The sequence below is a fragment of the Candidatus Melainabacteria bacterium RIFOXYA2_FULL_32_9 genome (genome assembly GCA_001784615.1).
GTDB lineage: Bacteria > Cyanobacteriota > Vampirovibrionia > Gastranaerophilales > UBA9579 > UBA9579.
In genome coordinates this window covers 20,851-35,914 of sequence record MFRQ01000153.1, presented here as the reverse complement: position 1 = coordinate 35,914, position 15,064 = coordinate 20,851, and the positions used below count along the sequence as shown (strand labels likewise).

The window sequence follows — 15,064 nt, the reverse complement described above, 5'->3', positions numbered from 1 at the left end:
CTTGATTTTAGTTGAGGGAAAATAATGAACCATTTTTTTGATAAAAATGAGCCCTATAAATTGCCTGATATTAAAGGTAGATTTGGTGAGTTTGGTGGGAAATATGTGCCTGAAACTTTAATGTCTGCGTTAACTGAACTGGAAACAGCGTTTAATCAGGCATGGGAAGATGAGAATTTCTTAAATGATCTATATAGTTTAATGAAAAACTATTCAGGAAGGCCAACACCTTTATATTTGGCGACCAGGCTTACTGAATATTATGGAAAAGCTAAAATTTATTTAAAAAGAGAAGATTTGAACCATACAGGTGCTCATAAAATCAATAACACCCTGGGACAGATATTGCTTGCTATAAAAATGGGTAAAAAACGCATAATAGCTGAAACCGGAGCGGGTCAGCATGGTGTTGCAACGGCTACGGTTTGTGCTCTCTTTGGCCTGGAATGTGAAGTCTACATGGGTGAAGAGGATATGAAGCGTCAGGCTGTTAATGTAGATAGAATGAGACTATTGGGCTCAAAAGTCACACCTGTATATTCCGGTAGTAGGACACTTAAAGATGCTACCAGTGAGGCCATTAGGGATTGGGTGACAAATGTGGAAAATACCCATTATATAATAGGTTCAACTGTTGGACCCCATCCATATCCTAAAATGGTTAGATGTTTCCAGTCAGTTATAGGAAATGAAACCAGATATCAGTCTTTAGAGATGGAAAAAAGATTACCTGATTATGTCCTTGCCTGTATAGGCGGAGGAAGTAACTCGATGGGCATGTTTTATAGTTTTATCAAAGATAAAAATGTAAATTTAATTGGTCTTGAAGCTGCTGGATGTGGAGTGGAAACAAATAAACATGCTGCAAGCCTTACTAAAGGTAGAGCTGGTGTATTGCATGGGTCTATGAGCTATGTGCTTCAGGATAATTATGGGCAAATTGAAGAAGCGCATAGTATTTCAGCAGGACTTGATTATCCCGGTGTTGGCCCGGAGCACAGTTACCTGAAAGATACAGGCCGGGTTAGTTATTTTCCAATTAATGATGATCAGGCTTTAAATGCATTTAAGCTCCTAACAAGACTGGAAGGCATAGTACCTGCTCTTGAATCCTCACATGCCCTTGCTTATTTAGAAGAACTTATGCCCAAAACAAAAAAAGATGATATTGTCACTGTCTGCTTGTCAGGCAGAGGTGACAAGGATGTAGAAAGTATTTTGAGTATTTTAACAGACAAATAGAGGCGAGTATGGATAAAGTAGAAAATAAAGAAATTGCTGAAAAATTTATAAAGGAAGCCGAGTTTCTTGCAAGAGGTGCTGAGGTTTTACCTGGTGGAGTGATGGAACTTGCAAAAAAACTTCAAAAAGCAGATGAAACAGGAACTCCTTTAAGAGTAAAACTGGGACTTGATCCTACAAGACCTGATTTACACCTTGGACACACTGTTGTAATGAGAAAATTAAAGCAATTTCAGCTTGCAGGGCATCAGGTTATATTAATAATTGGTGGTGCTACTGCTATGATAGGTGATCCGTCGGGTAAATCAGAAACAAGACCAAGCCTTAGCAGGGAAGAAGTTGATGAAAATGCTAAAACTTATCTGGATCAGATGAGTAAAGTTGTTGATGTAACTAAAGCTGAAATTGTTAATAATGCGGACTGGTTGCATGAGATGAAATTAACTGATCTATTAAGACTTTCATCTAATGTAACGGTCGCTCAAATGCTTGTAAGAGAAGATTTTTCTAAACGTTATACTGAAGGTAAACCAATTTCTGTACATGAATTTTTCTATCCTCTTATGCAGGCATATGATTCAGTAATAGTAAACTCAGATATTGAGCTTGGTGGAACTGATCAGAGATTTAACGTTCTTTTAGGCAGGGATATTCAGAATGCTTATGGTAAGACAAATCCTCAGATGGTAATACTGTTACCACTTCTTGAAGGCACTGACGGTGTTGTAAAAATGTCCAAATCATATCCTGAGCATTGTATTAGCTTGACTGATGATCCTAAAAATATGTATGGCAAGATTATGTCTATTCCTGATAACTTAATTTTGAGATATTTTGAGCTGCTTACCGATGTCTCAACTGAACAATTAAGGGATTATCAGAAGGAATTAGAATCTGGTCAGGTAAATCCAAGAGATTATAAGATGACTCTGGCTCGAATTATAGTAACTGAGTATTATTCTCTTGAAGAAGCCCAGAATGCCGAACAGGAATTTATAAATATATTCCAGAAAAAAGGTGTACCTGAGAATATAGAGGAAATTAGTGTCAATGAAGGGACTTCATTAATTGATTTTATTGCAGAAAAAGGTCTGGCGCAAAGTAAAGGTGAAGCAAAACGCTTAATTCAAGGTGGTGGAGTTAAAATTGATAACGAAAAAGTCACAGATATTGGTCAAAAAATTGGATTTAACGGTAACGACTCCTTAATTCTGCAAGTTGGAAAGCGTAAATTTGCCAGGTTAGTCAAATTATAAATTTTATCGAGATAAAATCATAAAATAGCGGATTTGTTAGTTATTATAACCTTGTAAATAAAAAGAGACTTCAGTAATGAAGCCTCTTTAGTCTTTTGAATACGCAATTATAATGCTAAAAATAAAAGGTAATAAGCAATAATAATGATAAGTAAAGGCAGAATAAAGATTCCAACTATCCCAAAACATTTCGCTACTGTTTGGAGTGATTCCATTAGATAAAACCCCATAATTACCCCACCAGAACTATCTTAACCGAATAATTGACTTAAGGCATTACCTTATTAAGCTAATTTGGTTATTATCTATTATGGCAATAATTTTAATTTATACTATAAATAATAATTATTTGATATTCACAAAATCATCAGAAATACCTTCGTGGGTATAATTCTTCAAGACTTGATTTTACTTTTTTCATAACCTCTATCCTGTTTTCATTTAATTTTGGTCTGAATAGTCTTGCGCTTTTATACCAGACAGGTTTATCTAGAGCTCCAGCACTATCTATTCCTATAACAAGATCAAGATTTTGAATGACAGCAGTGTCTGAGAAATCATTAAATGTTTCTCCAAGGTTTAGGTAAATCTTTTAACTGCTCAATCCCATAGCCTTTTTGTAATGAATATATTTGTGCATTTGGCAATTGGAACAATGATTATCTAACTTCTTAATTTATTTAATCTGTTTCAAAAAATCAGTATAAAATAAACATTACTGTTCTACATATTTTCAAAATTACTATGAGAAGCTTAAGCATAATCAGTAATTTGTTTATTATTATAGTCTTTCTAATATAGTTGCAGCTTTAGGAATTATATTTTTTACATTTAAAGTTTTTTAACTAAAATTTCAAAAATAATTCCCTGTTATGTTTTTAGGGAATCTTATTTACTTGAGCTTCTTTTATTCAGTAATAATTGCAATTTACATACACGTATATTTATAAGTAGTTGAAAAAATAAGAATTTCCCTGTAAATACCCTGTTTTTAAATTTTCTAAAAAGAGAATAATGCTGTTAAGACTGCAATGTCCTGTTTTGAGACTTCATAATGAAAAAAAATCATTTTTGGATGCTTGCTACTGGTGAGATTTTTTATATTTTTAGTTTGACTCAAGGTAGATAAATTTTATATATCAGATATTTCATAATTCTATATTTTATAGGCAATTTTTAAATCTATTTTGTTTTTAATAAATTAGAGGTGTTTTTATGTATAGATAAATTTGGGGGTAACTTATGAGCAGTCCTAGTTTACAAATGAATGGTAATGTTGATGCTACTGCTTTAAAAACAGAAATTCAAAGCTTAAGTAAAAAGAAAGAAAGTATTTCAAAGGATGATAAAGAACCAAATATAAGTATATTTATTGATCCTGAAAAGCGAGCTAATGAAAAAAGAACTGAAGAAAATAGGGTTCTTGAAGAAAACTGGATTAATTATATAATTAATATGTTAGAAAGAATGGCAGCATCAGCAGAACGTATGAACAGGAATTTAGATGGTGGTGATGCAGGACGAGATTATATTTATGATAGTCCTGTTCTTAATGCTCAAGCAACAAAAGAAAAAGAAAATAAAAAAGCTAAAGAAAAACAGGAAAAAGAAGATAAAAAATTAAAAACTAAAAATGATGAAAAATAAGTAATTAGTGGTCTAAATAAAAAAGAAAATTCAGCTAACCAGCTGAATTTTCTTTTTTATTCACCTGATATAGCAGTATCTGTAATAGGTTTCTTGCAAATCATAGTTTTTAACCGTTCTAAAACGTGTTCAGCTGCACCAAGTTTTAATAGTTTGCCTGTAATGAAATATACTATTATGCTTATAACTCCACAAATTGTGAGTTTTAATGTCAGATAAAGTAAGGTATCAGGCATTGCCTGTTCGAAATACCATTTAAATCCAAAGGCAATAGCTGACATAGTTAGAGTAGCAAAAATGATTTTTAACGTAGGAGATATAAACTGCTTAAACTCAAGATCGATCTTGTTTCTGATAAATATTGCCAGCAATAAACAATTAATAATAGTCACTGCTGTAGTAGATAGAGTTATGGCTCCAATGCCAAGATGTCCTATGAGCATAAAATTCAGGGTCGCTTTGACTATAATTGAAACCATAGCTACGTAAAATGGGGTTTTAGAATCATCAAATGCATAGAATACTCTAGTTAAGGTATCTCTTGCTACATATGGGATTATTGAGATAGATAAATATATAAGAGCTAAACTTACCATATATGTATCGTTAGCATCAAATTGGCCTCTTTCAAGCAGTAATTTTATTCCATCTTGTGCAAAAATAATTATGAAAGCCAGAATTGGAAAGGACATAAACCATAATGATGTTAAGCCTCTATGGAAATAATATTTAAGGGAGTCCCAGTCTCTTTTTCCAACAAATGTTGAAAACATAGGAAATAATGGAACCAGTAAGGCTGTTATTATGATTCCAACAGGGAATTGAAAAATTCTATTTGCATATCCAATAGCAGTCCAGGCTCCTGCGATTAATTGAGAAGCAAAGAACATATCTACATATATATTTATTTGCCCTATGGTTGTTCCGATCATTGCAGGGAGGAGGATTTTTCTGATATTTTTTATTTTTTCATCGAAAAATTTAAATTCAGGTTTATATGTAAAACCTGATTTGAAAAATACAGGTAATTGTATTAAAAGTTGAACTAATGCGCCTATTAAGGTGCCCCAGGCAAGAATTATTCCTGTAGAATCGTTTCTAAATACTAATATTGCTCCGATTATTACTATACTTACCATTGTTGGGCTTAGGGCAGTAAACATAAATTCTTTATATACGTTAGAGATTCCGTATAATATCCCTATAACTCCACCTATTAACATTATTGGAGCCATTATTTTTAATTGTAATGTTGCCAGATTATGCAATTCTGGACTTGCATTTGCTGCTATAGCTTTTATTATTGGATCTGCAAATATCCAGACTAATATGGTTAATGCTAAAAAGCATATGCCCGTTATTGTTATAAAAGAATTTAAAAGACTTTGAACTTCTTTTGAAGGTTTTTCTTCAATATCAGGTATTATTTTAGAAAAAACAGCAATTGTTGCAGTATGAAAAGGTCCACCTAATCCCCCAAGCAGAATTAATGCAAATGCAGGTATTTGATAAGCATAGAAATAAGCATCACTAATTGTAGTTGCACCATAAGCTCCAGCTGTCACCACATCTCTTAAGAATCCTACAAGTTTACTCAGAATGGTTATTACTGCTATTAACCCAGCTACTTTAATTAGATTACTTTTTGTCATTTTGGTTTTTTACTCTTCAAGTCTAGTTAACACTTGTTTTGCTCGTATTTGGTGCAAAAACCTCTATCCATGCTTTTATATTTTTTGCTTTTTGCTCTTCGAGGGGATAGTATACTATTTCATTTACTCCTTTATAGGTATATTTATCAAGATTTATTTTAACTTTATCACTATTTAATTCATCTTTTGAAACAATAATCTCATTTGAGTTTACTGTTATTTTAAGATTATTTATATGATCTTTATTATCTATGATTAAGCTTGCCTTGCCAGTAGGAGAGGTAAAGGTTTGTGTTATTGGTGTTGTGATATTTCCTGTAGTTAATATTATGGGCCAGGTGCCTATAGAGATGCCATCATAATAATGTTGAAGTATCTTATCAAAGGTATAGCCGGACTTGCTCATATAACCTGCACCATATTGACTCATACCAACACCATGCCCCAGTCCACCTCCAAATGCTTCTATTTGTACAAGGTTCCCGTTAGAATCATATATATTGTTGAAAATTACGTTAGCGCTTGGAAGTATTTTTCCTGAATTTTCAAAAACTCTTCTAATAACCAGTTCTTTTAATACGTGCCATTCTCCATTATTTGTTATGATTTTTACAATCATAGCTTTGCCGGATACTCCTCTTGATAGTACTTCTATCTTTTGCAATGTTCCTATGTTAGATTCTTTTTCCGGTTTTGGGTAAATAAATGATGGGGAATAGTATTTAATAAGATTTTTATTAACAATTGATTCAAGTTCTGCTCTTGACCAGGTTTTTGTCCATCTGTAGTAATGTGAGTTTACGTCAAAACTAGGGGGAGAAGAAGAATAAAAATTTCTTGCTGCTTTTTCACTATTTAATACTGGAGTTCCTGCAATATCAGGTTTTCCTTTCAAATATGGTAATGGAGTTGCGGGGAATTTTGTACTTCCTGTTTCAGAAAAAGCATTTTCATAATTTTCTGTGTATCCGCCGGCAGTAGAACTGTATAATGCCAGGATAACATCATCATTATATAAACCCACAAGTCCTTTTGTTTCTTCTATAGCTTTGTTTGATAAATATTCTTCTGTGTTATACCCAAAATATACCTGACATTCTACTGAATCACAGATGTCGAATTGAGAATATTGTTTTACCCTTGGCTTTATTGCATAATTTCTTGCAGCCACTGTTTGAGCTTTTAGTGCTTCTAAGCCAAAATGAGTAGGCAATTCATTAGGTACTACCCCTTTTAGATAATCTTCTAGGGGTAAAATATTTACAACAGAAAATTTATTATTTTTTGTTGGGGATTTAATTATTTCAAATTCCCCTCGATAAAGCGCAGGTTTTCCTTTTCTTTTCAGGTCAACTATTTCAAAAGGTGTATTATTTTGAGACTTAATACTTATTGGACCGATTATATTTTTTGCTATAGGTTTGTCTGAATTATAAACGGACATCATTGTGTCAGTTATTTTAATTGTGAATATATCATTTCCTGCTGAGTTTGCTATGGACAAACCAGTGTTTTTATCTATAAACTCAAATCTTCCTCTTGAAGTAATACTGATTTCATCATACTCAAACTTACTAAAATCATTTGTGCTTATTCCAACCCTAATCATATTTTTATTGTTTGTGGGGTTGAAAGTCTGTGCTTTTGTCATTAGGAAATTTTTATGCACAAATATTAACCCTGCAAGAGTAATAATAAAAATTACGATAATTAATATGATTCTTTGTTTCATATATTGCCCCTTTTTGGGATTAAAATTGATCTAACATTCATTATTATATGTATATCATCTTTTAGTCTATTTTTATGATCAAGTTGTCTGTATATATAGGTTACCATACTAATTTTATTTTGACGGTAATTAAGATGTTAGGGTTTAAACAGAAATTTTATTCTCATAAATTAAAAACCTTTAGTTTTCAGGATTATTCAAGAAAAATTTTTTATTGTAATTTTCATGACATTGATATTAAAAATCTTGTTTTACAGTCATATTTTAAGACAAATAAAATCTATGAACTTATATCAAATATTTATGTTTATAGATTTCCTCCTATTTTAAATTGGCCTGAAGGCGTTTATATAGATATTCCTGTTGATTTTATTATTGCTATAAGAAGGATGCTTGAACATTCTGGTGAACTACTTTTAAATAATATAAATGAATTATGCTTCTCTTTAAACACTGATTATAGCTCTTATGGTGATAAAATTATAATAATTCCACTTGAATATATTACAGGTGAATATGATAAAAGCTTGTTTCTTGATACTTTTGCACATGAATTAGGGCATGTTTTATCTGAAGAGTTATTGCAGAACAAGATAATATGTAAGCAAGTTCAGGCCTGGCATAAGATTATTAAATATTACAGTATGAAATCCAGTAATAATCTTTTTTATGACCCAGGTATATCTCAACTTAGCCTTGATAAATACCAATTTGAAGATTACAGAGAATTTTTTTCTGAATTATATTCTCAAATATTAAATTATTATAGTGATTTAACAAGACACGTTTGTAAAATTGAGTTTGATGAGGCTCAATATGCTTATTTAAATGTGATTGATTTATTGATGAATTATGTCAAGCCTTTTTCTAAAAGAGAGAGGCTTGAATTGATAAAAAATTTGAATTTATCTTAATTATTATTAGTTTCTCTTTCTTTTTTCTCTTGAAATGCTTTTAGTAGGATTTCAAGAGCTTTTTCCGGTTTTTCGTTTATTTTGCACCCGGCAGCAAATTCATGGCCACCACCGCCAAATTGCTTTGCTATGTCATTTACAGGTATATCTCTTCCTCTAAGACTTGCTGTAGTTGCACCATCGAAAGTCTCATTTAACATCATTGAGGCTTTAACACCTTTAATATTTGGAAGTATTATCTCGTAAATTTTCTTCAATACTTCCTTAGCTCCTGCCCTGTCTTTTTGTACTTCTTCAGGGTAGGCTTTTTGGGTTTCCTGATCTTGAATATAGTATGCTATAGAACCATCATTAGAAAATTCAATGTTTTGTAAGGCTTTTGTGTACACATCTAATAGTGGCTTTGAGATTCTATCCATACAGTTTCTATATATATTTTGTACATCTATACCTGTTTTGCTTAAATCAGTTGCATCTTCAAAAGCTTTGACAGGATCTTTAGGAAATCTAAAACCTTGTGTGTCTGTAAGAAGAGCCAGATAAAGATCTGATGCTATGTTTTTAGTTAATTTAACTCCTAATGGCTTTACAAGCTCTTTTATAACTTGAGATGCAGAAGAGGCATTTTCATCAACAAGGTTTATTTTTGCATAATCTTCGCTATCAGGGTGATGGTCAATTTTAATAGTTTTATCTGCGTTATCGAATATTTTTGCTGCATTAGCAAGCATATATTTTCTGGCAGCATCAACAGTAATTACCAAATCGTATTTCTCGTTAAGAATATTTCCAGGAGTTTTCTTAGTTATGTATTGGAATGATTTTGTATCTTCTAAGGATTTGAAGTTTTCAGGTATGTTGCCTACAATAAATGCTTCTACCTTTTTAACGTTCTTTTGTTTTGCAACTAGTTCTCTCATTGCTGCAAGTGAGCCTACAGCATCTCCATCGGCTGATACGTGAGTTAATACGGCAACTTTCTTAGCATTTTTTATTGCTTTAACTATTTCATTTATTTTGGCCTCTTTTTCCGGATCAGTTGCTTTTCCTGCAAAGCTTATAAGATCGTTTTTATGAGTATTTCTAAAAGGTACAATATTATTATATTTGGGTTGAGCTAAATTTGATGGCTGGTATTTAGTGAAATTAGTATTCGAGTTTACAATTGAATTCATAATTACTCCTTTGGGGCTAGAATAACGATTTTCAAATAAGTAAAAACTCCTAAATTTAAAAAAATGCTTTTTAAATTTAGGAGTTTAAGATAAATTAACATTTATTACTCTTAAGTATGTAATAAGATCCTATCCGAGAATTCAAAAAAAGATGCTTAGAGATTGCTTCACAAGATAAATTTTTAAAATATCTCTGTTGAAAAGTTCGCAATAACAGCGGGATATTATTGCAACAATTGATGACCTATGACAGTACGAAGTACTCGCAATGACTGCAATAATTTATTTGTAAGCTTTTTCTCGTTCTTTTTCGAGTGTTTTTCTGTTTAATCCTGTATCTATAAAATCCCAGGGGAGGATTTCATCATAAGGGATTTCTCTAAGCGCATACCAATCTAGCTCAGGAATATCCAACTTTTCTTCCTCGGTTAATTCTTTATAAGCTCTGCCCCAGCTGCCCAGCGTACCTGAATATTCATAAACTTTTTCCAATAAAGGCGCTAATCTTCTATCTCCTCTTGATAAAACTGCCTGAATGTAGTCCCATTTAAGGCTTGTCGGTTTAAAAAGTATCCCGGCTTTATTTAGTTCTTTTTGAAGATAATTGAGCTTATCCTGCAAAGTCTTATTTTTTTCTCTTTTATCCCATTGTAATGGAGTGTGGGCTTTAGGGACGAAGGAACTTATACTCAAAGTCAGCTTTAATCCTTTATTTTCTTTTTTTATTTCTTTCATTAAGTTAATAAGCTCGGTAATATCTGCTTCTGTCTCAGAAGGAAGTCCAATTATGCCGTAAACTTTTAAGCCTGTTAAACCATTTTCCCTGGCTATTTTTATTCCATTAAGTATGTCTTCATTAGAAAGATTTTTATTGATAAATTTTCTTAACTGTTCACTACCGGCTTCAATCGCTATTGTTGTATTTCTTTGGCCTCCTTCAACAAGCATTTTTACTATTAATGGGGTTATTTTATCTATTCTTAAAGAAGATACAGAAATCTCAAATTCTTTTTCCTGTCTTTTAGCTAAAAGATATTCGCAAATTTTTTCAAAATGTGGATGTTCGGTTATTAAAGCTCCAAGAAGTCCTATTTTGTTAGAATATTCAAGTCCTGTGTCTATTGCATTTAGGATGCCTTCTAAATCAGGATATCTTGCAGGTAGACTTAAATAACTTGCAAGGCAGAAACGACATCTTTTTGGACAGCCTCTGGCTGTTTCTATTAAAAACATATTAGGAAATACAGATTTTTCTGTAAGAATCGGGCTATAAATGCATTTACTTAAGTCCATTATGCATCTTCTGGTTACTGTTTCTTGAGCTTCTGGTATATCTGGGGTAAAAGATTTAATTGTATTATCGGGATGATATTCAATATTGTACAAAGACGGGACATAAATACCTGAAATTTGAGCAAGATATATTAACTTTTCTTTTTTACTTAAGTGACGAATTTTTTTATAAGCTGTAACAAGTTCAGGAATTATTTCTTCCCCTTCTCCCGTTATAATAAAGTCAAAAAACTCAGCATAAGGTTCAGGATTAGCAGTTAAAACGGGCCCTCCCCCAAAAATAAGAGGATATCCCTCTGTTCGATCTGAGGCTTTGAAGGGTATATTATATTTTTCTAAAATCTTGAATATACTCAAAAAATCCAGTTCGAAAGAAAATGAAAAACCGGCAAGTTCAACTACGCTTATTTTATGCGTAGTTTTTTCAGTGTTAGTAAAAATTCTTTCCGGATAAACGTCTTTATTTTGGTCTGAAATTCTGAATAAGCTTAAGTATCCCAGTGATGCCATGCCAATTTGGTATGTACTTGGAAAACACCACCAGAATGGAATAGCATCTTTTTCTTTTGGAGCAGGTGTATATATGAATTTCTCTTCGTTGAATTTATTTGACATAGAGTTACTATATCATTTTATTTTGTTTGAGTTCAATAATAGTTTTTAAATTATAAATGAATATGATTTGATAGTAGAACAGAATTTAGATAAGATTAAAGTAGTCTGCTAGATGAAATAATAATGGTTAATAATGTTAAATTTAGATAAAAGAATTGATGAAGAAAGATGTTTTGAGCTTTTTGAGGTAGATAATCTCATTGAGCTTGGCATGTTGGCCGATTTAAAGAGGCAGGAACTGCATCCTAATTCTGAGCCTGTTACTTTTGTTGTTGATAGAAATATTAATTATACAAATATTTGTTCTTGTAAGTGCAAGTTTTGTGCTTTTTACAGAAATAAAGAGGACGGGTATGTTCTTGATTATCAGACTATAAAAGCAAAAATTGATGAGCTTGTTGCTGTTGGTGGTACTCAATTACTTCTTCAAGGCGGGTTAAATAAGGATCTACCGCTTGAGTACTATACTAATTTAATAAGTAATATCAGGAGAGACTTTCCTGCTCTTACTATTCATGCCTTTTCTCCTCCGGAAATTTCTTTTATAGCTAAAGAAAATAATATTAGTCCAAAAGAATTGTTGCAGGAGCTTGTTTTATATGGTTTATCTTCCATTCCAGGCGGTGGGGCTGAAATTTTGTCTGATGAAATCAGGACTAAAATTAGTCCTAATAAAATTTCTGCAAGAGAATGGTTAAATATTATGGAAACTGCTCATGAAATTGGATTAAGTACTACTGCTACTATGGTTTTTGGAGTTGGTGAAAGACCAGAACATATAATTGAACATCTTTTGAAAATTAGGGATCTTCAGGATAAAACAGGAAAATTTACAGCTTTTATTCCCTGGACTTTTCAACCTAAGAATACTGAATTAGGTAGTGGTGATATTTATTATAGTTCTGGTTATGACTATATGAAGGTGTTAGCAATTTCTCGTATAGTTTTAGATAATATTCCTAACATTCAAGCTTCCTGGGTAACTCAGGGATTAGAAGTTGCGCAGCTGAGTTTGAGCTTTGGCGCTAACGATTTTGGTGGTACAATGCTGGAAGAGAATGTTGTTAAATCTGCTGGAGTAGAATATAAAACTACTATAGATGAGATAGTTAAAACAATTAAAAGAGCAGGTTTCACGGCAGCTCAAAGAGATACGGCCTATAATATAATAAAAACTTACTCTTAAATTATTGAGTTAATTAATGGTTTTATTGTTAAGGAGAGATAAATGGTAGAAGCAGTTAATCAATCAGTAATGCCTTGCACAGCTAAGATTAATGATGAAAATCATCTTGAAATAGGCAGTTGTGATGTGGTTGAGCTTGCTGAAAAATACGGCACTCCACTTTATGTTTTTGATGAAGAAACAATTAGAAGAAGCTGCATGGGATATAAAGAAGCATTTTCTCAGTATAAAAATAGTTTAATGCTTTATGCTTCAAAGGCTTTTATGACAAAAGCCATGTGCTGCATTATAAAAGAAGAAGGCTTTGGGCTTGATGTGGTTTCAGGCGGGGAAATTTATACCGCTGTTAGCGTAAATTTTCCTATGGAAAAAGTGTTTTTTAACGGAAATAATAAAACTATAGATGAACTTGATCTGGCTATTGAGTCAAATGTTGGCAGAATTACGGTGGATAATTTCCTTGAGTTGGCTCTTTTAGATAATCTTGCTAAATCAAAGGGGTGTAAAGTTAATATTCTTCTTAGAATCACTCCAGGAATTGAATGTCATACCCATGAATATATTCAAACAGGTCATCTTGACAGCAAATTTGGTTTTGATTTATCCCAGCTTGATGAAGCTATAGAGTTGATAAATGAACAATATTCAAATCTTGTATTAAAAGGATTACACGGTCATATAGGTTCTCAGATATTTGAAACTCAAGTTTATTATGATGTAGCTGAAGTTGTACTTGGACAGTTTGCATATATTAGGGATAAATATGGTTTAATCCTTGAAGATATGAATGTTGGAGGTGGCTTAGGTATCAAATATACTGAAAGTGATGACCCACCTTCAATGGAAGAAATTGCCAAAGTAATTGTTAAATCAGTAAGCGATAATTTGGCTAAATATAACCTGCCAGAGCCAAGATTAATAATTGAACCCGGTAGAAGTATAATTGGAACAGCCGGTGTGACTCTGTATACAGTTGGTAGTTCAAAGCAAGTTCCTGAAGGAAAAAAATACGTGGCTGTTGATGGTGGCATGGCTGATAACCCTAGACCTGCTATGTATCAAGCCATTTATCATGCCGTAGTTGCCAATAAAGTTAATGCTGAAACAAAAGAAACTATTACAATTGCGGGTAGATTTTGTGAATCTGGAGACATTTTGATCGAAAATATAGAACTTCCTCTAACTGAACCTGGTGATATTATTTGTATTTTTGCAACAGGTGCTTATAACTACTCTATGTCCAGTAATTATAATAGAGTTCCACGACCTGAAGCAATTTTGGTTCAGAATTCCTCATCAGATGTTATAATAAAAAGAGAAACCTACGGGGATTTGGCAGCTTTGGATAAAGTGCCAGAAAGGTTATTCTGTCAACTTTAGAGGATGTCTTATATTGTTCGAATACTTACAAAAAGTGAAACATCATCCGTTCATGGACTTTCTAATGACCATGAATCCGCTTGATGTATTTGAGTTGATTATAATAATCTTTTTTATCGTTGTATTTGGACTTGCTGCGTATAGATGGTATAGACATATTAAAGGAACACCGACAGAGCGTCTCTTGAATGGTGCTCTTTTAGTGCTGTTTGCATTATTAATTAGTAAAGTATTTAATCTGCAAATACTTGGCAGGTTGCTTGAAGGTATTGTAAGTATCATTGTATTTGGTTTAATAGTGATATTTCAGCCTGAATTAAGAAGATTATTGGGATATTTGGGTCAGCCAGGGATTTTAAGTAAGAATATTTTTGCTTTTGGAACTGAATCTGAGGTTAAAAATACTATTAGTGAGCTTACTGAGACTGTAAAGCATTTAAGTAAGTCTCATATAGGTGCTCTTATTGTTATTCAGAATACAACCGGTTTTGAGAATTATATTGAAGTTGGTACCAAAATAGATGCAAAAGTCAGTACTGAATTATTATTAACTATTTTTCACCCTAATACCCCATTGCATGATGGTGCCGTGGTTGTAAGCGGAGATAGAATTGTTGCAGCTGGAGTTTTATTGCCTTTAACTGAAGATCCTACTTTGAGTTGGAAATTTGGTACAAGACATAGGGCTGCTATTGGTATGTCAGAAGTGTCTGATGCTGCTTGTTTAGTTGTATCTGAGGAAACAGGAGATATTTCTCTAGCACAAGGCGGGTTATTAACCAAGTTTATCTCAGCAGAGGACTTAAAAATCGAATTAGATTTTCTGTATGGGTTTGCTGAACCAGGTAGTGAAAAAGCAAAAGAACGTACCAGATTTGCTTTTCCTTCATTCTTTTCCAGAAAAGTTCTTTAATCTAATATCATCATAAGGCTGTTTCGTATTGTCATTGGTTAACAACCCTTCCAGTCATA

At 32.5% G+C, this 15,064-nt stretch carries 10 protein-coding genes and 1 pseudogene; 7 read left to right on the top strand and 4 right to left on the bottom strand.

All coding sequences use genetic code 11. From position 1 onward, the window contains the following. Window positions 1-24: 24 nt before the first annotated feature. The 3 genes from A2255_07625 (at window position 25) to A2255_07615 (ending at window position 4,145) form a co-directional block, all read left to right on the top strand. Window positions 25-1,242 carry a tryptophan synthase subunit beta gene (locus tag A2255_07625; protein OGI17257.1) on the top strand — a complete coding sequence of 406 codons (1,218 nt, stop codon included), beginning with the start codon at window positions 25-27 and terminating at the stop codon, window positions 1,240-1,242. Window positions 1,243-1,250: 8 nt separating this feature from the next. Then, complete coding sequence (locus A2255_07620; protein OGI17256.1) at window positions 1,251-2,498, top strand: tyrosine--tRNA ligase; 1,248 nt, start codon at window positions 1,251-1,253, stop codon at window positions 2,496-2,498. 1,242 nt (window positions 2,499-3,740) lie between these two features. Next, window positions 3,741-4,145 carry a hypothetical protein gene (locus tag A2255_07615; protein OGI17255.1) on the top strand — a complete coding sequence of 135 codons (405 nt, stop codon included), beginning with the start codon at window positions 3,741-3,743 and terminating at the stop codon, window positions 4,143-4,145. Between the two features lie 56 nt (window positions 4,146-4,201). Here the strand turns inward: A2255_07615 and A2255_07610 are convergent, their stop codons facing one another. Both A2255_07610 and A2255_07605 read right to left on the bottom strand, forming a co-directional pair. Then, complete coding sequence (locus A2255_07610; protein ID OGI17254.1) at window positions 4,202-5,797, bottom strand: murein biosynthesis integral membrane protein MurJ; 1,596 nt, start codon at window positions 5,795-5,797, stop codon at window positions 4,202-4,204. A gap of 22 nt (window positions 5,798-5,819) precedes the next feature. Beyond that, on the bottom strand, window positions 5,820-7,529 hold the full coding sequence (locus A2255_07605) for a hypothetical protein (protein ID OGI17253.1): 1,710 nt from the start codon (window positions 7,527-7,529) through the stop codon (window positions 5,820-5,822). 134 nt (window positions 7,530-7,663) lie between these two features. Here A2255_07605 and A2255_07600 point away from each other — a divergent pair, with 134 nt between their 5' ends. Continuing rightward, window positions 7,664-8,443, top strand: coding sequence for a hypothetical protein (locus A2255_07600; protein OGI17252.1), 780 nt, complete (start codon window positions 7,664-7,666; stop codon window positions 8,441-8,443). Here the strand turns inward: A2255_07600 and A2255_07595 are convergent. Together A2255_07595 and A2255_07590 are read right to left on the bottom strand one after the other, a co-directional pair. Further along, window positions 8,440-9,618, bottom strand: a complete 1,179-nt coding sequence (locus A2255_07595) for a hypothetical protein (protein OGI17251.1) — start codon at window positions 9,616-9,618, stop codon at window positions 8,440-8,442. The genes A2255_07600 and A2255_07595 overlap by 4 nt on opposite strands. A gap of 282 nt (window positions 9,619-9,900) precedes the next feature. After that, window positions 9,901-11,526 carry a hypothetical protein gene (locus tag A2255_07590; GenBank protein OGI17250.1) on the bottom strand — a complete coding sequence of 542 codons (1,626 nt, stop codon included), beginning with the start codon at window positions 11,524-11,526 and terminating at the stop codon, window positions 9,901-9,903. 133 nt (window positions 11,527-11,659) lie between these two features. Here A2255_07590 and A2255_07585 point away from each other — a divergent pair, with 133 nt between their 5' ends. The 3 genes and pseudogenes from A2255_07585 to A2255_07575 all read left to right on the top strand — a co-directional run bounded on the left by A2255_07585 (window position 11,660) and on the right by A2255_07575 (window position 15,005). Next, window positions 11,660-12,712 carry a dehypoxanthine futalosine cyclase gene (locus tag A2255_07585; protein ID OGI17249.1) on the top strand — a complete coding sequence of 351 codons (1,053 nt, stop codon included), beginning with the start codon at window positions 11,660-11,662 and terminating at the stop codon, window positions 12,710-12,712. Next, window positions 12,713-14,092: pseudogene (locus A2255_07580) on the top strand (diaminopimelate decarboxylase). Window positions 14,093-14,144: 52 nt separating this feature from the next. After that, entirely contained in the window at window positions 14,145-15,005 is an 861-nt protein-coding gene (locus A2255_07575) for a TIGR00159 family protein (GenBank protein ID OGI17248.1), read from the top strand. Window positions 15,006-15,064: the final 59 nt, after the last annotated feature.

Excerpts from the sequence above, each read along its gene's own strand:
- A2255_07625 (OGI17257.1), top strand. The coding sequence starts at position 25 with ATGAACCATTTTTTTGATAAAAATGAGCCCTATAAATTGCCTGATATT.
- A2255_07620 (OGI17256.1), top strand. The coding sequence starts at position 1,251 with ATGGATAAAGTAGAAAATAAAGAAATTGCTGAAAAATTTATAAAGGAA.
- A2255_07615 (OGI17255.1), top strand. The coding sequence starts at position 3,741 with ATGAGCAGTCCTAGTTTACAAATGAATGGTAATGTTGATGCTACTGCT.
- A2255_07610 (OGI17254.1), bottom strand. The coding sequence starts at position 5,797 with ATGACAAAAAGTAATCTAATTAAAGTAGCTGGGTTAATAGCAGTAATA.
- A2255_07605 (OGI17253.1), bottom strand. The coding sequence starts at position 7,529 with ATGAAACAAAGAATCATATTAATTATCGTAATTTTTATTATTACTCTT.
- A2255_07600 (OGI17252.1), top strand. The coding sequence starts at position 7,664 with ATGTTAGGGTTTAAACAGAAATTTTATTCTCATAAATTAAAAACCTTT.
- A2255_07595 (OGI17251.1), bottom strand. The coding sequence starts at position 9,618 with ATGAATTCAATTGTAAACTCGAATACTAATTTCACTAAATACCAGCCA.
- A2255_07590 (OGI17250.1), bottom strand. The coding sequence starts at position 11,526 with ATGTCAAATAAATTCAACGAAGAGAAATTCATATATACACCTGCTCCA.
- A2255_07585 (OGI17249.1), top strand. The coding sequence starts at position 11,660 with ATGTTAAATTTAGATAAAAGAATTGATGAAGAAAGATGTTTTGAGCTT.
- A2255_07575 (OGI17248.1), top strand. The coding sequence starts at position 14,145 with ATGGACTTTCTAATGACCATGAATCCGCTTGATGTATTTGAGTTGATT.